16 protein-coding genes and 1 tRNA gene are annotated in these 17,943 nt (G+C 60.4%); 10 read left to right on the top strand and 7 right to left on the bottom strand.

Going from position 1 to position 17,943, the window contains the following annotated elements:
- Window positions 1-50: 50 nt before the first annotated feature.
- Together KUW67_RS06115 and KUW67_RS06110 are read right to left on the bottom strand one after the other, a co-directional pair.
- Window positions 51-881, bottom strand: coding sequence for a fumarylacetoacetate hydrolase family protein (locus KUW67_RS06115; RefSeq protein ID WP_224824414.1), 831 nt, complete (start codon window positions 879-881; stop codon window positions 51-53).
- A complete protein-coding gene (locus tag KUW67_RS06110; RefSeq protein WP_224824413.1) occupies window positions 881-1,648 on the bottom strand; it encodes an HpcH/HpaI aldolase/citrate lyase family protein in 768 nt (255 codons plus the stop codon). Before KUW67_RS06110 ends, KUW67_RS06115 begins: the two co-directional genes overlap by 1 nt.
- A gap of 342 nt (window positions 1,649-1,990) precedes the next feature.
- Between KUW67_RS06110 and KUW67_RS06105 the strand changes: the two genes are divergently transcribed.
- Genes KUW67_RS06105 through KUW67_RS06090 form a run of 4 tightly spaced genes read left to right on the top strand, consistent with a single transcriptional unit; the run spans window position 1,991 to window position 7,376 of the window.
- Window positions 1,991-3,013 (top strand): ligase-associated DNA damage response exonuclease, encoded by a 1,023-nt coding sequence (locus KUW67_RS06105; RefSeq protein WP_224824412.1) that lies wholly within the window; start codon window positions 1,991-1,993, stop codon window positions 3,011-3,013.
- A complete protein-coding gene (locus tag KUW67_RS06100; RefSeq protein WP_224824411.1) occupies window positions 3,010-4,599 on the top strand; it encodes an ATP-dependent DNA ligase in 1,590 nt (529 codons plus the stop codon). Before KUW67_RS06105 ends, KUW67_RS06100 begins: the two co-directional genes overlap by 4 nt.
- A gap of 29 nt (window positions 4,600-4,628) precedes the next feature.
- Window positions 4,629-5,504, top strand: a complete 876-nt coding sequence (locus tag KUW67_RS06095) for an amidohydrolase (RefSeq protein WP_224824410.1) — start codon at window positions 4,629-4,631, stop codon at window positions 5,502-5,504.
- A gap of 51 nt (window positions 5,505-5,555) precedes the next feature.
- A complete protein-coding gene (locus KUW67_RS06090; protein WP_224824409.1) occupies window positions 5,556-7,376 on the top strand; it encodes a M3 family oligoendopeptidase in 1,821 nt (606 codons plus the stop codon).
- Here KUW67_RS06090 and KUW67_RS06085 read toward each other — a convergent pair.
- The 3 genes from KUW67_RS06085 to KUW67_RS06075 form a co-directional block, all read right to left on the bottom strand.
- Window positions 7,373-8,401 carry a hypothetical protein gene (locus tag KUW67_RS06085; protein WP_224824408.1) on the bottom strand — a complete coding sequence of 343 codons (1,029 nt, stop codon included), beginning with the start codon at window positions 8,399-8,401 and terminating at the stop codon, window positions 7,373-7,375. The genes KUW67_RS06090 and KUW67_RS06085 overlap by 4 nt on opposite strands.
- Window positions 8,402-8,490: 89 nt before the next feature.
- Window positions 8,491-9,387 carry an RNA polymerase sigma factor RpoH gene (gene rpoH, locus KUW67_RS06080; protein ID WP_224824407.1) on the bottom strand — a complete coding sequence of 299 codons (897 nt, stop codon included), beginning with the start codon at window positions 9,385-9,387 and terminating at the stop codon, window positions 8,491-8,493.
- Window positions 9,388-9,552: 165 nt separating this feature from the next.
- Window positions 9,553-10,578 (bottom strand): RluA family pseudouridine synthase, encoded by a 1,026-nt coding sequence (locus KUW67_RS06075; RefSeq protein ID WP_224824406.1) that lies wholly within the window; start codon window positions 10,576-10,578, stop codon window positions 9,553-9,555.
- Between KUW67_RS06075 and KUW67_RS06070 the strand changes: the two genes are divergently transcribed.
- Window positions 10,577-10,873 carry a DUF6476 family protein gene (locus KUW67_RS06070; RefSeq protein ID WP_224824405.1) on the top strand — a complete coding sequence of 99 codons (297 nt, stop codon included), beginning with the start codon at window positions 10,577-10,579 and terminating at the stop codon, window positions 10,871-10,873. The two genes, KUW67_RS06075 and KUW67_RS06070, sit on opposite strands and share 2 nt — an antisense overlap.
- Window positions 10,874-10,884: 11 nt before the next feature.
- On the opposite strand, the gene KUW67_RS06065 is transcribed toward KUW67_RS06070, so the two are convergent.
- A tRNA-His gene (locus KUW67_RS06065) sits at window positions 10,885-10,961 on the bottom strand.
- Window positions 10,962-11,132: 171 nt separating this feature from the next.
- Here KUW67_RS06065 and KUW67_RS06060 point away from each other — a divergent pair.
- Window positions 11,133-11,915, top strand: a complete 783-nt coding sequence (locus KUW67_RS06060) for an IclR family transcriptional regulator (RefSeq protein WP_224824404.1) — start codon at window positions 11,133-11,135, stop codon at window positions 11,913-11,915.
- Between the two features lies 1 nt (window position 11,916).
- Here the strand turns inward: KUW67_RS06060 and KUW67_RS06055 are convergent, their stop codons facing one another.
- Entirely contained in the window at window positions 11,917-13,230 is a 1,314-nt protein-coding gene (locus KUW67_RS06055) for an FAD-binding oxidoreductase (protein ID WP_224824403.1), read from the bottom strand.
- Between the two features lie 342 nt (window positions 13,231-13,572).
- Between KUW67_RS06055 and KUW67_RS06050 the strand changes: the two genes are divergently transcribed.
- From KUW67_RS06050 to KUW67_RS06035, 4 genes are all read left to right on the top strand, one after another.
- On the top strand, window positions 13,573-14,574 hold the full coding sequence (locus KUW67_RS06050) for an ABC transporter substrate-binding protein (RefSeq protein ID WP_224824402.1): 1,002 nt from the start codon (window positions 13,573-13,575) through the stop codon (window positions 14,572-14,574).
- 125 nt (window positions 14,575-14,699) lie between these two features.
- Window positions 14,700-15,506, top strand: coding sequence for a taurine ABC transporter ATP-binding protein (locus KUW67_RS06045; RefSeq protein ID WP_224824401.1), 807 nt, complete (start codon window positions 14,700-14,702; stop codon window positions 15,504-15,506).
- Window positions 15,503-16,768, top strand: coding sequence for an ABC transporter permease (locus tag KUW67_RS06040; protein ID WP_224824400.1), 1,266 nt, complete (start codon window positions 15,503-15,505; stop codon window positions 16,766-16,768). Before KUW67_RS06045 ends, KUW67_RS06040 begins: the two co-directional genes overlap by 4 nt.
- Before the next feature lie 217 nt (window positions 16,769-16,985).
- Entirely contained in the window at window positions 16,986-17,861 is an 876-nt protein-coding gene (locus KUW67_RS06035; RefSeq protein WP_224824399.1) for a bifunctional 2-polyprenyl-6-hydroxyphenol methylase/3-demethylubiquinol 3-O-methyltransferase UbiG, read from the top strand.
- Window positions 17,862-17,943: the final 82 nt, after the last annotated feature.

Here is a 17,943-nt window from a genome sequence, read left to right as displayed (position 1 = left end):
ATATTGACCCGCCCGCCCCCTAAGCCGTTCTGGCAAGCGTCAAAAACCCGTCAGCCCGACGCGCGTACCGCTTGGCGCTGTCGACCCAGCCCGTCGATCTCCAACTCCATCACGTCACCGGGTTTCAGATATAGCGGCGGCCTCTGCCCCATCCCGACACCGGGCGGCGTCCCGGTCGCGATGATATCGCCCGGATGGAGGGTCATGATCCGGCTCAGATAGGCGATGATCTGCGCGACGCTGAATATCATCGTCGCCGTCGATCCGCGCTGCATCTGTGTGCCGTTCAACCACAAGCCCAGCCCAAGTGCCTGCGGATCGCCAGTCTCATCCGGTGTCACAAGCCACGGACCGACAGGCCCGAACGTGTCGCAACTTTTGCCCTTGGTCCATTGCCCGGTGCCTTCCAGTTGAAAGGCGCGCTCGCTGATATCATTCACAATCGTATAGCCCGCCACGTGGCCCAGCGCGTCCGTCTCGCTGACATAGCTTGCGCGACGACCGATCACCACGCCCAGTTCAACCTCCCAATCGGATTTCTCGGAGCCGCGCGGCAGGATCACGTCATCGTCGGGACCACTCAGGCTAGACGTGGCTTTCATGAAGACGATCGGTTCATCCGGCGCGTCCATCCCCGCCTCCGCCGCGTGATCGGCATAGTTAAGCCCGATACCGATGACCTTGCCCACCCCTGCGACCGGCACACCCAAACGCTGCGCACCCTCAACCAGCGGCAAATCGGAAAGGGGCAACGTCTCTAACGCGCCCAGCACATCGCCGGACAAATCCGCGATCACGCCAGACAGATCCAGCAAGCCGCCTTGAGCATCCAGCACCCCCGGCTTTTCCGCGCCCCGCGCACCCCAGCGCACAAAGCGCATCAGTCGTTCATCTCGTGAATACCCTGCGCCGCTGCCTTGGCACCGGCCAGCATCCAGGCATGTTCAGAGCCGATGAAGAACACAGACAACCCATAAGCCGCGCGCTCTTTGGCCTGCGCGACCGAGGTCACCCAGCTGATATAGGCCTTGCCTGCTGCTGCCGTCGCCGCACCCACCGCTTTGAATCCGGCAACCAGATCTGCGTTATCCTGCCCTTCATGCCCGTAGGACACGCTCAGATCAGCCGGTCCCAAGAACAGGCCGTCGACCCCGTCAACCGCCGCAATCTCGCGGGCTGCATCCACGCCCGCAGGCTCTTCGATCTGCGCGATCACGACCGTCTCTTCACGCGATTTCGCCAACACCTCCGGCATCGTACGCGTCGCGTAACCCGCCCAGCGGGTCGAGCCTGCAAAGCCCCGCCCGCCCAGTCCAAACCGCGCAGATTTGGCGACCGCTTCGGCTTTCTCGACGCTGTCCACATGTGGCACGACCACCCCGACCGCGCCCATATCCAGCGCTTGAAGAACCGCCTCCGGTGTTCCGCTTGCGACCCGCACCAGCACCGGGAAATCCAGCGCGCGCGCCACGGCCATGCAGGCATCCAAAGCGGTGCGATCGAAGGCGGAATGCTCCGCGTCCAAGCATACGAAATCCAGCCCGGACAGCGCCAACACCTCCAACACATCGTGGCTCGGCGTTTTCATAAACGTCCCGGCGAGGTTTTCTCCCGACAACATCCGGCTTCGAAACGTGGTAAATGACATCGGCGCTCTCCCTTGGCTCGCGGTCAAGCTAGCGATCCGCAGCGCCTGTGCAAGCCCCTCGCACCGCTGGACAACGTGCAACGCGCCGCAGAAGACGGTGGCCTGATTTACGTCCCAACCCGCTACCGCGGGATCAAATCCAGCCCGGATGCATCACCAACCACAAGCGGCCTCTGCACTGGCCCGCCCAGCAAGATGTCCCTTCAACATCCTACGCGGACCAGCCGCACGCGGCCAGCAACAGGTCGGATGCGCCCCACAGATCCCAACTGTCAAACGCCTACGCAAAACACACCCCGCGCCGCACCTACAAAAGCGCTCCAACCGCCCTAGCTCTACCGCATGAGCACCGATCTCCTGACCTTCACCGACCGCGGCATTTACTGCCCGCTCGGCGATTTCTATATCGATCCGTGGCGCCCCGTAGACCGGGCGCTTATCACCCATGGTCATGCCGATCACGCGCGACCCGGCCATCGCGCCTATCTCGCGACCCAAGCCGCCGCCCCCGTCATGCGCCACCGCCTTGGGGATATCCCCCTCGACACGATCCGGTTTGGCGAGACCCGCCAGATCGGTGCTGTGACGGTCTCTTTCCACCCCGCTGGCCATGTTCCCGGCTCCGCCCAAATCCGCATCGAACACAAAGGCGAGGTCTGGGTCGCCTCTGGTGATTACAAAACCGAAAACGACGGCTTCTCCGAACCGTTTGAGCCGGTCCGCTGCCACGCTTTTATCACCGAATCCACCTTCGGACTGCCCGTCTTCAAGTGGACGCCTCAAGCCCAGCTTGCTCAGGACATCAACGCATGGTGGGCCGCCACAATCACCGATGGGCGCACTCCTCTGCTTGGCGCCTATGCCCTCGGCAAAGCCCAGCGACTGCTGTCGATCCTCGACCCCACCATCGGTCCGATCCTGACCCATGGCGCGGTCGAGAACACCAACGAGGTCCTGCGCGCCCAAGGCCTCACGCTCCCCGACACGATTCGTGTCACGCCGGACCTGAACCCCAAAGAGCATAAGAACGCCCTCGTTCTCGCGACACCGTCAGCCTTCGGCACCCCATGGGCACGCCGTTTCGGCACCACCTCTACCGCCTTCGCCTCGGGCTGGATGCGCCTGCGCGGGGTCCGCCGCCGCCGCGCTGCTGACCGGGGCTTCATCATGTCCGACCATGCCGACTGGCCCGCCCTGAACGCCGCAATCAAGGAAACCGGGGCCACCCGCGTTTTCGTGACTCATGGCTACACGTCGGTGTTTAGCAAATGGTTAAGCGAACAGGGCTATGACGCTCAAATTGTATCGACCGAATATGAGGGCGAAAGCCTCGACGCCTCCGAGACCGAGGTGGAGCCGACATGAAAGACTTCGCACGCCTCTTCACGGCCATTGATCAGACCACGAAAACCAACACAAAAGTCGCAGCCCTCGCGACCTATTTTGAGACCGCTTCAGATGACGACCGGCTCTGGACGATCGCACTTTTCTCGGGCCGCCGCCCCAAGCGCACCGTGACCACGACGCTCCTGCGCGGCTGGGCGGCCGAGGCCGCAGGCATCCCTCTGTGGCTCTTTGAGGAAAGCTACCCCATCGTTGGTGATCTGGCGGAAACCATCGCGCTGGTGCTTCCTGAAGGCAACCAACATGAAGATCACCCTCTGAGCCATTGGATTACTTACGTAAAATCTCTCTCCGCACTCGACGAAGACGACCGTAAAACCGCCGTGCTCGACGCTTGGTCCATCCTCGATCCAACCGAGCGTTTCCTGTTCAACAAGCTGCTCACCGGCGGCTTTCGCATTGGCGTCTCCACCAAGCTGATGACCCGCGCTCTCGCGCGCGCCACGGGCCAGGATGAAGCTGATCTGCAGCACCGTCTCATGGGCTCCTGGACACCCGAAACCACCAGTTTCCACGACCTGATTCTTTCCGAAAACCCCGAAGCGGACCTGTCGAAGCCCTACCCGTTCTATCTCGCCTATCAACTTGATGATCCAAATGAGCTAGGCACGCCAACCGATTGGAAAGCCGAACGAAAATGGGATGGCATTCGCGGTCAGCTGATCTTGCGGGGCGGCGAACACTATCTGTGGTCTCGTGGCGAAGACCTGATGACAGATCGCTTTCCAGAACTGGCCCGCGCCCGTGATTTCATCCCTGATGGCACTGTGCTGGATGGCGAGGTTTTGGCCTTCAAAGACGGCCAGCCTCTCAGCTTCAACGCCCTGCAAAAACGCATCGGGCGCAAGACTGTCCCGAAAAAGCTTCTGACTGAGGCCCCCGTGATCCTCTACGCCTACGACCTGCTCGAATGGCAAGGCGAGGATATCCGCGCGGAGCCCTTTGAAAAACGACGTAACCTTCTGGAAAATATCACCAAAACGCTTCCCGATGACGCACCTGTCAAATGCTCGCCTCTCGTCCCGTTCACCACGTGGGACGCGCTTGCCAAAGCGCGCGACGCCTCACGCGATCACAACGCCGAAGGGCTGATGCTGAAACGCGCCGACAGCCCCTATCTGAGCGGTCGCAAGAAAGGCGATTGGTGGAAATGGAAAGTCGATCCATTAACCATAGATGCGGTCATGATCTACGCCCAAGCTGGCCATGGCCGACGCGCGAACCTCTTCACCGATTTCACTTTCGCCGTCTGGAATGGCAATGACCTCGTGCCCTTTACCAAGGCGTATTCCGGCCTCACCGATGCCGAGTTTCGCAAAATCACAAGCTGGGTGCGTAAAAACACCCTGCAACGCTTTGGCCCCGTCCGTCAGGTCACGCCCGAACACGTCTTTGAAATCGCCTTTGAAGGCATTCAGGAAAGCCCCCGCCACAAGTCCGGCGTCGCCCTGCGCTTCCCGCGCATGTTCCGCTGGCGCCACGACAAACCTCTGCAAGAGGCCAACACACTCGACGATCTCAAGGAAATGCTGCAGACCTACGGCTAACCGTTTCATCTTTGCGAAAATACTCAAAAATGCTGCCCAAAGCCCAAATGCCGCCGACCTCTTCATCGCCCGAAACGCCCGCCCCGCCCGGCGCCTGCGATGCCCATGTCCATCTTGTTGCGGGCGATGAATTTCCGCTTTGGGAGGGTCGCGTGGAAGATCCCGCCCCCGGTCCCGATTTTGACGGCTGGCTGGAGCTCTACACCAAACACCTGAAAACGCTCGGCTTTCTACGTGGTCTGATTGTGCATTCGATCCTTTACGGAACTGACAACAGCATCACTGTCGAAGCCGTCCGCCGCATGGGTCCTCATTTCAAGGGTGTCGGCCTTCTGCCTGATGACGCGACAGACGCCGATCTTGACCGCTTCACGGAACAGAACCTCGTCGCTGTCCGCCTCAACTATGTCCATGGCGGCGTGCTCAGCTGGGAGGGCGCCAAAGCCCTCGCCCCGCGCCTCAAAGCCCGCGATCTGCACATCCAGATGCTGCTGAACACCCACAAACATATGAACGAAATCGCTGACGATATCCGCGCCCTGAAAGTGCCGCTCGTGATCGACCATATCGGCTGGCCTGACCTGTCGCTTGGCACCCAAGACCCCGGCTTCCAGACGCTCCTAGACCTGCTTGCCGACGGCCATGTCCATGTCAAAATCAGCGCGCTCTACCGCCTCTGCGACGCCCCTTATGCCCAGGCCGACCCGTTCATCGACGCCCTTGTCAAAGCCAACCCCGAACACCTGCTCTGGGGCTCTGACTGGCCCCATCTGATGCTTGCCGACGCCAAGATACCCTCCGCCGCGACCTTGCTTGACGCTTTCCACCGCGTCGTCACCGACACCGCCACACGCACCCAGATATTAACCAAGAACCCAGCCAAACTCTTTGGCTTCCCCTCTTGAGGCTCCCTCGCGCAGCCCATAGGTTCATCTGACCAAACAACGAGGTCCCCCATGCAGTTCACGCCCCAAATCGCCCATGACGCCGCCCAGTCCGGAAGTGCGGAGTTTGGCGATCTGCCCGAATGGGACCTCACCGATCTTTATGCCGCGCCGGATGCGAAAGAGCTGAAGCGCGATATGGATTGGCTGGAAAAAGCCTGCGCTGATTTCGCGAAAGACTACGAAGGCAAGCTCGCAGACCTTAGCGCGTCCGAGATGCTCGATTGTGTCCTGCGGTATGAAAAGATCGACATGATCGCAGGCCGGATCATGTCCTTCGCTGGCCTGCGCTATTACCAGCAGACCACCGATGGCGAACGCGCGAAATTCATGTCTGACTGTCAGGAGCAGATCACGAATTTCACAACCCCGCTGGTGTTTTACACGCTGGAGTTCAACCGGATTGACGATGACCATCTGAAAGCTCTACTCGACGCCAACGCCGATCTGGCCCGCTACAAACCCGTCTTCGACCGCATGCGCGCGATGAAGCCATACCAACTATCTGACGAGCTGGAAAAATTCCTCCACGATCAGTCCCCGGTGGGTGCTGCTGCGTGGAACCGCCTCTTTGATGAGACCATCGCGGGCCTTACCTTCACGCTGGACGGCGAAGAGCTGAACATCGAAGGCACGCTGAACCACCTGACCGAACATGACCGCTCCAAGCGCGAGGCCGCCGCCCGTGAGTTGGCACGCGTTTTCAGCGACAACATCGCCATCTTCTCCCGCGTGCACAACACGCTCGCCAAGGAAAAAGAGATTGAGGATCGCTGGCGTGGCATGCCAACCCCGCAAACCGGTCGCCACCTCAGCAATCATGTTGAGCCCGAAGTGGTCGAGGCGCTTCGCAATGCCGTGGTCGCCGCCTATCCCAAGCTGAGCCACCGTTATTATGAGCTGAAACGCAAATGGCTCGGCCTCGATAAAATGCAGGTCTGGGACCGCAACGCGCCGCTGCCCATCGAAGACGCCAAGACCGTCGATTGGCCGACCGCCAAGAAAATGGTGATGGACGCCTACAGCAGCTTCGCCCCGGAAATGGCTGATATCGCTGAACCTTTCTTCACCAAAGGCTGGATCGACGCCGCCGTCAAACCCGGCAAAGCCCCCGGCGCGTTCGCCCACCCGACGGTCAGTGACGTGCACCCCTATGTCATGCTGAATTACCTCGGCAAACCGCGCGATGTGATGACGCTGGCGCATGAACTGGGCCACGGCGTGCACCAAGTTCTCGCCGCTGGACAAGGAGAACTCCTCTCCTCCACACCCCTCACGCTGGCCGAGACGGCCTCCGTCTTTGGCGAAATGCTGACCTTCCGCAAGCTACTGGAAAACGCCGCGACCAAGGAAGAACGCAAGACGCTTCTGGCCGGCAAAGTCGAGGACATGATCAACACCGTCGTCCGCCAGATCGCATTCTACGATTTCGAGTGCAAACTGCACGACGCGCGCTCGGGCGGCGAGCTGACCTCAGACGATATCAACGCCCTCTGGATGTCGGTGCAGGCCGAAAGCCTCGGCCCCGCGTTCGAATATATGGACGGGTACGAGACCTTCTGGGCCTACATCCCCCACTTCGTTCACTCGCCTTTCTATGTCTACGCCTATGCGTTTGGCGACGGCCTCGTGAACGCGCTTTATGCAGTCTACGAGGAAGGCGAGGGCGACTTCCAGACCAAGTATTTCGATATGCTCAAAGCAGGCGGCTCCAAACACCACAAAGAACTGCTGGCCCCCTTCGGCCTCGACGCCTCTGACCCGAAATTCTGGGATAAGGGCCTGTCGATGATCTCGGGCATGATCGACGAGCTGGAAGCGATGGAAGACTAAGCGTCTTGCGGGACGGACAGGGCCGCAACTGCGGTCTTGTCCAACCCCAACCGATCCGCGTCAAAACCAATCGCAGCCGCGCGCTGCAGGATTTGCTGGATGAATGTCTCGCTTTGCAACGACACGCAATGCGTCGTCAGATACCAATAGGTAAAGCGCATATAGGATCGGTTTCCAGTCAAAGCCTCGTGCAGGGCTGCCGCAAAGCTGGGGCCGTCATGGGCGCCTTGGGCAAAGCCGATCAAGTCGCTGCGGCCAAAGAAGATCGCGGGACGGCGGTGCAGAAACCCTTCAAAACATGTCGCCGAACTGATCGAAACCGTGGCCACACAGACCTCCAGAATGTCATGCACATTGGCGTTGATCTCGTGGATATCAGCGCCTTCCGCGCGCAAAGTTGCCACCTCGGCCACATCCTCGGGATTGGTCTTGAGCGGGTGATGCTTGACCACGACCGGCCGCCCACCAGCGCCTTCGACGACCGACCGGATCATCCGCTCTGAACCCGGCCGCATCGTCCGTCTGGTAAGGTTCGTATCGCCCTGCATGAACACCGCGATGCAGCCCTCGGGCACCGCAATCTTCTCGCGCGCCTGGGAATAGCGGGACTGGCGCTCGCGCACGAAATTGCGCCTCTGAGCCCGGAAAAACCCCGCCGCATCCTGTTTGTTGACGTTTTCATGGACAAAGGGAACGTCGCCCGCGCTGCTCATCCCCAGAACCCCTTTTGGGTCCACATGCCAGTAGGGATCAACGTAGGCCAGCGCGGTGTTCAGAACATTAGGTTCCTCCGCCGCGCCGTTATGCAGGAAAATCAGCTTGTTACGGTTGCCCTTGCGCTTATGTGACTGGCGCGACAGGGGCAGTATCGTCACATCCGCGCCCAGCATCCGCAACTCCAGATCAAGGCGTGTGTAGAACTTGCCCAGCCCGACGCCGGGCTTGTCCTGAATGATCTTGCGCGGGATCGACAGGAACACCTTGGCGGGCGCGCGGCGCAGAACGGCTGGCGTCTTTACCCCCATCGTCTATCCCTGTTCACCCGGTTGCCCCACGAAAAAACCTCCCCCGCTTGGCGAGGGAGGCTAGCACCGTTTCTCAAAGGGCGGAACCGTCAGGCGCTTGTCATCAGGCCTTTTTCGGCGGCCAGATCGCGCATCCGCTTTTGCAGCTTTTCAAACGCGCGCACTTCGATTTGACGGATACGCTCGCGGCTGACGTCATACTGACCCGAAAGGTCCTCCAGCGTGACCGCTTTTTCCGACAGACGCCGCTGGGTCAGGATGTCTTTCTCACGATCGTTGAGCACCGACATCGCTTCGGCCAGCAATTCGCGCCGCGCGTCCAGCTCGTCACGCTCGGCATAGTCGCCCGCTTGATCGGCGTCTTCGTCTTCAAGCCAGTCTTGCCACTGCGTAGCACCTTCGCCATCCGACCCAATGACCGCGTTGAGCGAGGCATCCCCGCCCGACAAGCGCCCATTCATCGAGATAACCTCTTGCTCGGTCACACCCAGATCGGTCGCGATCCGCTTGACGTTTTCCGGGCGCAGATCGCCATCCTCAAATGCACCGATGCGGGCTTTCGCCTTGCGCAGGTTGAAAAACAGCTTCTTTTGCGCGCTGGTCGTGCCCAGCTTCACCAAGCTCCACGAACGCAAGATATATTCCTGGATCGAGGCGCGGATCCACCACATCGCATAGGTCGCCAGCCGGAAGCCTTTTTCCGGGTCAAAGCGTTTGACCGCCTGCATCAGACCCACATTTGCCTCCGAGATCACCTCGGCCTGCGGCAGGCCATAGCCGCGATAGCCCATGGCGATTTTGGCGGCCAATCGCAGGTGCGAGGTCACCATTTTATGAGCGGACTCCGTATCCTGATCCTCCACCCAGCGCTTGGCCAGCATGTATTCCTCTTCGGGCTCCAACATTGGGAACTTCCGAATTTCGCCTAGGTAGCGGCTCAGGCCCTGCTCCGGGGAAGGTGCGGGAAGTTGTGTATAATTGGCCATAATGCCCCCCTTTCGGTGCGATGTTTATCTTGTTAACATGGATATGGGACTGTGCGTAGCGCTTTACAAGGGTCCCATCCTCAAGAACTTGAGTCGAATATGGGTCGCCATACGCCTGTTGTGAAGTCACGCGCCCGTGCGTTCACGCACATATGAGCCTATATTTCAGAGAGACAGCTTAGAAATCAGCGCGGCCATGTCATCGGGCAAAGGCGCTTCGAACCGCACGTTTTCACCGCTCACTGGGTGCTCAAACCCAAGAATGGCCGCATGGAGCGCCTGCCGCTCGAACCCGGCCGCCGCCGCAATCCCCGCTTCTGACAGCGCTTTTGCGTTCAACTTGCGCCGTCCGCCATAGGTCGGATCGCCGATCAGCCCATGCCCCGCATGGGCCAGATGCACCCTGATCTGATGGGTGCGGCCCGTTTCCAGCCAGCACTCGACCAATGCGGCCACCTCAGGCTGCCCGAACCGCTCGACAATCCGCACCCGTGTCACGGCATGCCGCCCACCCTGAAACAGAACCGCCTGCTTTTGCCGATCCGTGCGATGCCGCGCCAGTTGCGTCGTAATCCGCATAATATTGCCCGGCTCGAACGAGACACCTTTGACTCCCCGCACCCGCGGATCATTGGCATCCGGCACGCCGTAACACACCGCGCGGTAATAGCGCTCGACCGTGTGCTTTTCGAATTGCGCCGCTAATCCATGATGCGCCACATCAGACTTGGCCACCACCAGCAACCCGCTCGTCTCTTTATCAATCCGATGCACGATACCGGGCCGCTTCATCCCGCCCACGCCCGAAAGATCATCGCCACAGTGATGCAATAACGCATTCACCAGCGTCCCCGAGGGCGTGCCGGGGGCCGGATGCACCACCATGCCTGCAGGCTTGTTGATCACGATCAGGTCGGCATCCTCAAAAACAACATCCAGCGGAATGTCCTCCGGCCTGATATGGCTGTCCTCGGCCACCGGCACCTCAATCACCACCTCGGCCCCCTCGCCCACCTTGGCGCGCGGGTCGGTCACGACGACGCCGTCCACCGTCACACCGCCCTTCTCCAAAAGCGACGCGATCCGCGAGCGGCTCAAGGCCGCCTCCTCTGGCACATCGCGCGAAAGGGCTTTATCAAGCCGCTTGGGCGGATCGGCTGCGATCCGAAACGAAACAGATTGGCGCGTCATGGATCAGGCTCCGCTGCCGGAGAAAGAACCGGCAAATCTCAGGTTTCTGCGTATCCTCGTGACGGTGCTGACCGCGACGATGATTTTGGGCGTTCTAGCGATCATCGTTCTGCTTGTCATGCGCTTACAGCAACCCGCGCCTTTGGCGCTGCCCGATCAGCTCACCCTACCTGACGGCACCACTGCCACAGCTTTCACCCAAACCGACGATTGGATCGCGATCATCACCGACGACAATCGTATCGTCATCTACGAGCGCGACGGCACCCTGCGCCAAACCATTCAAATCGACTGAGAGGGGAAGAATGGTACCGCCTCCCCGGCTCGAACGGGGGACCCCTGGTTCCACAAACCAGTGCTCTAACCAACTGAGCTAAGGCGGCACACTATCCTTGCTTCGCATATAGCGAAACTGACGGGCGTATAGCAATGTTTGTTTGCCGGGTGCAACGGCGAAAATGCAGCAAATTCGCGCGCTGAAATCCCGCGCTATTTCACCGGTCAACGCCACTAGATCGCTTGTTGCGCACGCCCAAACCCATTACGCCTGCCTCATGCAAAGTTCCATTGTCGCCAAATTGTTGAAGGTGCTGACAATTATCAGCGAGACCCGCAAACCTCTGACATTCTCAGAGATCGTGGCCCAAAGCGGCATGAACAAAAGCACCATTCACCGCATTCTCGCGATCTGCACGCAGGAAAAGCTCGTGCAGTTCGACAAGCAGCGCAAAGTCTACCTGGTCGGCTCCAAGGTCTTTGACCTCGTGCGCAACGCCTATAGCGGCTACGACATTCAGGCGATTGCTCTGGACGATATGTTGCGCCTGCACGCGCAAGTCGAAGGCAGCGTGACCATCGGCATCCTCTCGGGCATGGAGGTCGTCTATCTGCGTATTCTGGAATCAGACTATGCCCTTGGCACCATCCAGCGCCCCGGTATGCGCGAGCAGGTCCATTGCTCTGCCTCCGGCAAGGCGCTGATGGCATTCCTGCCCGACAACATGATCGACGCCAAATTCAAAGACTACAACTTCAAGCCCTATACCGACCGCACGATCACCGATCTGCCCGCTTTCAAAACCGCCGTGGACGAGGTGCGCCGCGCAGGGTTCGCCTGGAATGACCGCGAGGAATACGACCACCTCGTCGGTATCTCCGCCCCGGTGTTCAATTACCTGAACGAACCTATCGCGGTGCTCAATGTCTGGACCGTGCATGCCCGCCACAGCCTGCCCGACATCCTGAACTGGTCCGCAATGCTGAAAGAAGCCGCTGACAACGTGACCGGCCTGATCGGCGGCGCACCCCCTGAGATTGACGCGCTCAAAGCAGGCTAGCTCAGCCCTTATCCAGCAGCTCGTCCATCCGGTCGCGCAAACTCGCTGCCGGGGCGGCCAGCGGTGCCAATTTTGTCGCCGCCCAATGCAAAGGCACCCGTTCCATCGCGGAGACGGCAAATGGAAGCGTGTCCTCTGCAGCCCCCAGCGCTTTACGGACCAGGCTGCGCCCCATGACCGAGGTCATCGCGATTCCGCGCCCGCTAAAGCCAAGACCCGCCAGAACCCCCGGCGCAGGCTCATGCAGATGCGGCATCATCTTGGGTGTTACGGCAATCTTGCCGCCCCAACTCGCCTCGACCGGCGTCTCGCCAAGTTGGGGAAACACCCGGCGCAACCCGCGGCGCAGCCGCGCGACACCGCCCAATGTCGCGGCTGTCTCGGTGCTGCCGATACAGCCAAAGATCAACCGCCGGTCGCGATCATAGCGCGCATAATAAATCGCCCGCCGACTGTCGGAAATCGTCACAGCCCCGGGCAGCACGGTCTTTTGCAGATTGTCCGACAGAGGGGCCGTCGCCAGCGATATGCTCACCATCGGATAAAAGGTCTGGCGCAGCCCCGGCCACAGATCATCGGTATAGCCGTTTGTCGTCAGGATCACCTGAGGGGCCGTCACAGCACCTTGATCGGTGCTGACCCGCCACCCGGCGCCATCCCGCACGATCCCGCGCACGGGGCTGCTTTCGTAAAGCTGCGCCCCAAAACCCAGTGCCGCGCGCGCAAAACCGCGCGTCAGGGACAGCGGCTGAACAAACCCGCCCTTGGCATGCAACAACGCAAAATCATACGCCGACGATCCCGTGGCCGCCTGCACCTGCGCGCCTTCCAGCACGCGGATATCCGCACCCGCAGCAATCCAGGCCTCGGCCAAAGCGCTCATAGTCTGGCGCGCGTGACCCGAATGCGCCGCCTGCACCCAGCCGTTCTGCTCGGCGTCGCACTCAATCCCGTAGCGCGCGATGTCCTCAAACAGCGCATCGGCAGACCCCAGCGTCGTCTCGACCAACCGCGCCGCAACATCCGCCCCCAAGAGCGTGGACAACTCATCAGGTGTCTTGCGCCAGATCGGGTTGCACTGCCCGCCACTGCGCCCCGACGCCCCATAGCCGATCTCGCGGGCTTCCAGCAGCACGACCGACGCGCCCTCCTCGGCCAATCCCAACGCCGTGCGCGTGCCTGTCAGACCGCCCCCGATAACGATGAAATCCGCCGTGAGCTCGCCAGTTAGACTGTCACAAACCGGCGCTGGCGTGGCTGTGCGGTGCCAATGAATACGGGCGGGCGCGTCATTCGCAGAAACGGAATTGGCCATTCGACCCTCAAGTGTTTCGCATTTCAAAACTACGATTTTCTATTTTGGAAATTACGGATCCACATGCGCTCCGGTCAAGCGATTCCCGGCATCGTCCACCCCGCCGCGCCAAACCGCACTAAAATATGCAGACTCTTCACAGTCTGTATGCAAACCAGATCAAGTTGGCGTCATTTGCCCGACTTTCAGGCAAATCTGGCAGATTGCATTTGCCTTTGCCGTGCTGAAAGAATTGAATTGACCGTAAGACGATTCCGCTTCTAATCTCATGAAGCAAAAGGAAAGTTTCGCAATATGAAACTTATAAGACGAATTGTCGGAATAACTAACGGGAGAAAACATATGATCAAGAAAACAACAGCGGGTATCGTTGCGGGTGCTGTGATGGCGATGTCAACGACATCCGCTTTTGCCGCCGGTCACGGTGAAATTACAATCGCTTACTTCCTCGAATGGCCGATGCCTATGCTGGCGGCAAAAAACTCCGGTGCCTATGACGAAGCGCTCGGAATGAAGGTCAATTGGGTCTCGTTCGAGACAGGCACCGCAATGTCCGCCGCAATGGCCTCCGGTGACGTGCAGATCGCCGTCAGCCAGGGTGTGCCCCCTTTCGTCGTCGCAGCCTCCGGTGGTCAGGACATTCAGGTCGTTGACGTCGCCGTCAGCTACTCTGACAACGACAACTGCGTCGTGTCTGCCGGTCTTGAGATCGACAAGGACAGCGCTGGCGAACTGGCGGGCAAGAAAGTCGCCGTGCCGCTCGGCACCGCAGCCCACTACGGCTTCCTGCGCCAGATGGACCACTTCGGTGTGCCCCTCGACAGCCTGCAAGTCGTCGACATGGCCCCACCTGAAGGCGCGGCTGCCCTCAGCCAGGGCGCAGTGGACTTTGCCTGCGGCTACGGCGGTGGTCTGACCCGCATGAAAGAGTATGGCAACGTGCTTCTGACCGGCGAAGAGAAAGAAGAGCTGGGCATCCTCGTCTTCGACGTGACGTCCGCTCCTGCTGCATTCATCGCTGAAAACGGCGATGTCGTGGCCAAGTTCCTCGCCGTCACCGCCGACGCCAACGCAACCTACAACGCGGGCGCGACCGACGAGATGATGGAAGTCATCGCACAGGAATCCGGTATGGATCTTGAAGATGCAAAAGCCTCCATCGCCACGATGAAGTTCCCCAGCGTTGAAGACCAGCTCTCCGAAGCCTGGCTCGGTGGCAACGCCGCGACCTTCATGAAAGGCGTCGCAGATGTCTTCGTGGAAGCAGGCTCCATCGACAGCGCCCTCGACAGCTACGAGGATGCGGTCAACACCGGGCCGCTCTCCGCAGCCCAGGGCATGTAAGCAAACGATCAGGCCCGGAGCATCCGCTCCGGGCTTTTTTCCACGCGCCCGGCGCTTCACTAAAAAGCCAAGACAGGGTCAACCCTGTTCCAACGCCGCGCATGCGGCAAACGACTGGGAACCAGATGACCGGACTATCCATTGAAAACCTCTCCATGCGCTTCGAGCTGCCCAATGGCGGCGCAGTGCAGGCGTTGCAAGATGTCTCGCTTAACCTCAAAGAGGGCGAGCTGCTGAGCGTGCTCGGCCCCTCGGGCTGTGGCAAGACCACGCTTCTCAACATCGTCGCGGGCTTTCTGGCTCCGACAGAAGGCAAGCTGATCATGAACGGCCACGAGGTCCACGGGCCGGACGCCGAACGCGGCATGGTCTTTCAGCAAGGCGCGCTTTTCGAATGGATGAGCGTGCGCGAGAACGTCGCCTTCGGCCCCTCCATGAAAGGCATGCCCAAAGCCGAAAAGGCTGAAATCGTCGATCACCTGCTCGACGTGGTCGGCCTTCAGGACTTCAAGGAAAAGGCGATCTATGAGCTGTCCGGCGGCATGCAGCAACGCGTGGCCCTGGCCCGTTGCCTTGCCAATGACCCCGACGTGATCCTGATGGACGAACCTCTGGGCGCGCTTGACGCGCTGACCCGCGAGAAAATGCAAAGCCTTGTGCTCAAGCTCTGGAAAGAGACCGGCAAGACGATCATCCTCATCACCCACTCGGTCGAGGAAGCGCTCCTTCTCGGCGAACGCCTCATCGTGATGGCCCCCCGCCCCGGCCGCATCCACACCGAATACCGCCTGCCCTTTGCCGAGCTTGGCGTCGGCGCAGACCTGCGCGAGGTCAAGAAACACCCGGATTTCGGTCCCAAACGCGAAGAGATCCTCTCGATGATCTGGGACATGGAGGAAGAGATCATGGGCCGCACGGAGGACGCCGCATGATCCCCCTGCTGATCTATATCGCGATCTTCGTCGCCGCCTTCTTCATCGTCACCAAAGTCGTGCAAAAGGCCGTCCCCCAAGATTACACGTCACTGAAAACCGTGACTTTCGGCGATGAAAGCGCCGTGCGCCCCAACCGCGCGGCAGGCATCATCTCGATCCTGACGATCTTCCTGATGTGGGGCATCTTCACCGGCTCCAGCCTGCTGCCCGGCTTCCTGCACGCCCCCGGCCCGTTTGAGGGCACCGCAACCTTCACGTATACTGCCGAGGCGAACGGCCAGACCGACGACGCGGAAGTCACCGTTATCGTGCACCCCCGCGAGGTCGACACCGACACGCCCGAAGTCGACCCCGGCGACGGCTTTGCCAAAAACGACGGAGCCAAGGTCGCCCAGTGGCGTACTGGCCTGATCAATGTGGACCGCAATGACGACATCACCAAAAGCGACGGCGCGCAGGTCGTGGCGATTAACGGTGAACCCATAGCGCCCGGTCAGACCGTCTATGTCGATGGCGGCTCCGTGACGCTCTCCGACAAAGGCACCCCCAACTTCGAGCCAACCCGTGGCTGGCAGATGGAACCGCTCTACCTGCCCGCCCCTGAAGAGGTCTGGACCCGCTCTCTCTCCATCGCGTCCGAGGGCTTCCGCAACTTCACCTTGATCGAGCATCTGGGTTACTCCCTTTTCCGCGTCATCGTGGGCTTCCTGCTCGGCGCGCTTGTCGGCATCCCGCTTGGCTATGCGATGGGCCTCAGCAACTGGTTCCGCGGCTGGTTCGACCCCATCGTCGAGTTCATGCGCCCCGTGCCACCCCTGGCCCTGATCCCGCTGGTCATCATCTGGGCGGGCATCGGTGAGACCGGCAAGATCATCCTGCTGTTCCTAGCCGCGCTCTGGATCATGGCCATCGCGGCGCGCTCCGGCGTCTCCGGTGTGAACATCTCCAAGGTCCACGCGGCCTATTCGCTGGGGGCCAGCAAATGGCAGATCATGCGCCATGTCATCATCCCCAACTCCCTGCCCGAGATTTTCACCGGCGCACGGGTCGCGATGGGGGTCTGCTGGGGCACGGTCGTGGCCGCCGAACTGGTCGCCGCCGAACAAGGCGCCGGCATGATGATTATGACCGCGTCCAAGTTCCAGAACACCGACATCGTCATCATGGGCATCATCCTGATCGGCGTGATCGGCTTCGGCATCGACATGCTCATGCGCTGGGCCGAGCGCGTTCTGGTCCCGTGGAAAGGCAAAGGCTGACACATCAGCAAACCCCGCCGCGCTGATGCAGTGGTGCGGCGGGCCGAATGCATGACAGCCGAGCCAGTTGACGGCACCTGACCTCAGACAACGCAGGCCTGCTCAGCGGCGCTTAGTCGCCGTTCGCTGCGGCTGCTCCGATGCCCGCTTTTGTGAAAGTTTGGACTGAATTATGCTGAGCTGACGCACGTCGTCTACTGAACACACGGGAGCTTGCATGGACCTCTTTGGAGATGCACTTCGAGACCGACAGGCCGGGCATCAGGGCAAGATGCTCACCATTCGGCGCGATGACGGTCATACCGATGCCCACGATCCCGGGCTCTACTTCACCGAGGCACCTTTCGCGCATGAAGTCGATCTGCTTGCGCAGGCACAGGCCCCTGTCCTCGACGTCGGGTGCGGTGCTGGTCGGACGCTTTTGTGGCTGGAGCGGCACGGCATCAAAGCCACCGGGATCGATCTATCACCCGGCGCTGTGGATGTCTCGCGGTCGCGGGGCTGTGGGGATGTTCGTCATGGGGATGTCATGGCGGACAAACCCGATGCGCTGGCCGGTGATTTGTTTCAGACAGTTTTCCTCTTCGGCAACAACTTGGGAATCGGCGGCACCATTGAGGGGGCCGCCAACCTTCTGCGCCGCATTGCTCAATTGATGCAACCCGGCGGCCATCTCTTCGTGACAGGTCTGGACATCGCACAGACCGAAGATCCACGTCACCTCGCCTATCACCGCGCCAATCTTTCCAGGGGCAACCGCGCGGCGAGATCAAAATGCGGTTCGAATATGAAGGCAGGATTGACAGCTGGGTGCCGTGGTTTCATCCCGAGCCGGAAGAGCTCGAGCGCCTGGCGCGCGAGACAGGTTGGAACGTCGCCAAGATTGGCCACACAACCGGACCATTCTTCGCGGCAACGTTGCAAAAGCCTAAGTCGCGATAGGCCGGGACGTTCACATAAACTACCATTTATCGAGGCCGCAGCATCGGTTGAATTAGGCTCTCCCCAAACCTTGGCCCCATGGCGCAGAGAAGTCGGCTTTGCGGGAGATTGTGTTGAAAAACTCTTGCTTGATCGAAGTGGTAATCGCTGATTCAATTCCTTTATTGATTGGGGGATTTGGCGATGATGGGACCAAAGCAGGAGGCACAAGCGGCGCTGTTTTACGAATTCTC

This window comes from Cognatishimia sp. MH4019, assembly GCF_020177595.1.
Classification (GTDB): Bacteria; Pseudomonadota; Alphaproteobacteria; order Rhodobacterales; family Rhodobacteraceae; genus JAHTBL01.
Note: the sequence above shows the minus strand (reverse complement) of the source record. Positions and strands in the feature narration are given on the sequence as shown.

What these genes read in the sequence shown, in the direction of transcription:
- KUW67_RS06115 (WP_224824414.1), bottom strand. Translation starts at nt 881, where the DNA reads ATGCGCTTTGTGCGCTGGGGTGCGCGGGGCGCGGAAAAGCCGGGGGTG.
- KUW67_RS06110 (WP_224824413.1), bottom strand. Translation starts at nt 1,648, where the DNA reads ATGTCATTTACCACGTTTCGAAGCCGGATGTTGTCGGGAGAAAACCTC.
- KUW67_RS06105 (WP_224824412.1), top strand. Translation starts at nt 1,991, where the DNA reads ATGAGCACCGATCTCCTGACCTTCACCGACCGCGGCATTTACTGCCCG.
- KUW67_RS06100 (WP_224824411.1), top strand. Translation starts at nt 3,010, where the DNA reads ATGAAAGACTTCGCACGCCTCTTCACGGCCATTGATCAGACCACGAAA.
- KUW67_RS06095 (WP_224824410.1), top strand. Translation starts at nt 4,629, where the DNA reads ATGCTGCCCAAAGCCCAAATGCCGCCGACCTCTTCATCGCCCGAAACG.
- KUW67_RS06090 (WP_224824409.1), top strand. Translation starts at nt 5,556, where the DNA reads ATGCAGTTCACGCCCCAAATCGCCCATGACGCCGCCCAGTCCGGAAGT.
- KUW67_RS06085 (WP_224824408.1), bottom strand. Translation starts at nt 8,401, where the DNA reads ATGGGGGTAAAGACGCCAGCCGTTCTGCGCCGCGCGCCCGCCAAGGTG.
- rpoH (WP_224824407.1), bottom strand. Translation starts at nt 9,387, where the DNA reads ATGGCCAATTATACACAACTTCCCGCACCTTCCCCGGAGCAGGGCCTG.
- KUW67_RS06070 (WP_224824405.1), top strand. Translation starts at nt 10,577, where the DNA reads ATGGATCAGGCTCCGCTGCCGGAGAAAGAACCGGCAAATCTCAGGTTT.
- KUW67_RS06075 (WP_224824406.1), bottom strand. Translation starts at nt 10,578, where the DNA reads ATGACGCGCCAATCTGTTTCGTTTCGGATCGCAGCCGATCCGCCCAAG.
- KUW67_RS06060 (WP_224824404.1), top strand. Translation starts at nt 11,133, where the DNA reads ATGCAAAGTTCCATTGTCGCCAAATTGTTGAAGGTGCTGACAATTATC.
- KUW67_RS06055 (WP_224824403.1), bottom strand. Translation starts at nt 13,230, where the DNA reads ATGGCCAATTCCGTTTCTGCGAATGACGCGCCCGCCCGTATTCATTGG.
- KUW67_RS06050 (WP_224824402.1), top strand. Translation starts at nt 13,573, where the DNA reads ATGATCAAGAAAACAACAGCGGGTATCGTTGCGGGTGCTGTGATGGCG.
- KUW67_RS06045 (WP_224824401.1), top strand. Translation starts at nt 14,700, where the DNA reads ATGACCGGACTATCCATTGAAAACCTCTCCATGCGCTTCGAGCTGCCC.
- KUW67_RS06040 (WP_224824400.1), top strand. Translation starts at nt 15,503, where the DNA reads ATGATCCCCCTGCTGATCTATATCGCGATCTTCGTCGCCGCCTTCTTC.
- KUW67_RS06035 (WP_224824399.1), top strand. Translation starts at nt 16,986, where the DNA reads ATGGACCTCTTTGGAGATGCACTTCGAGACCGACAGGCCGGGCATCAG.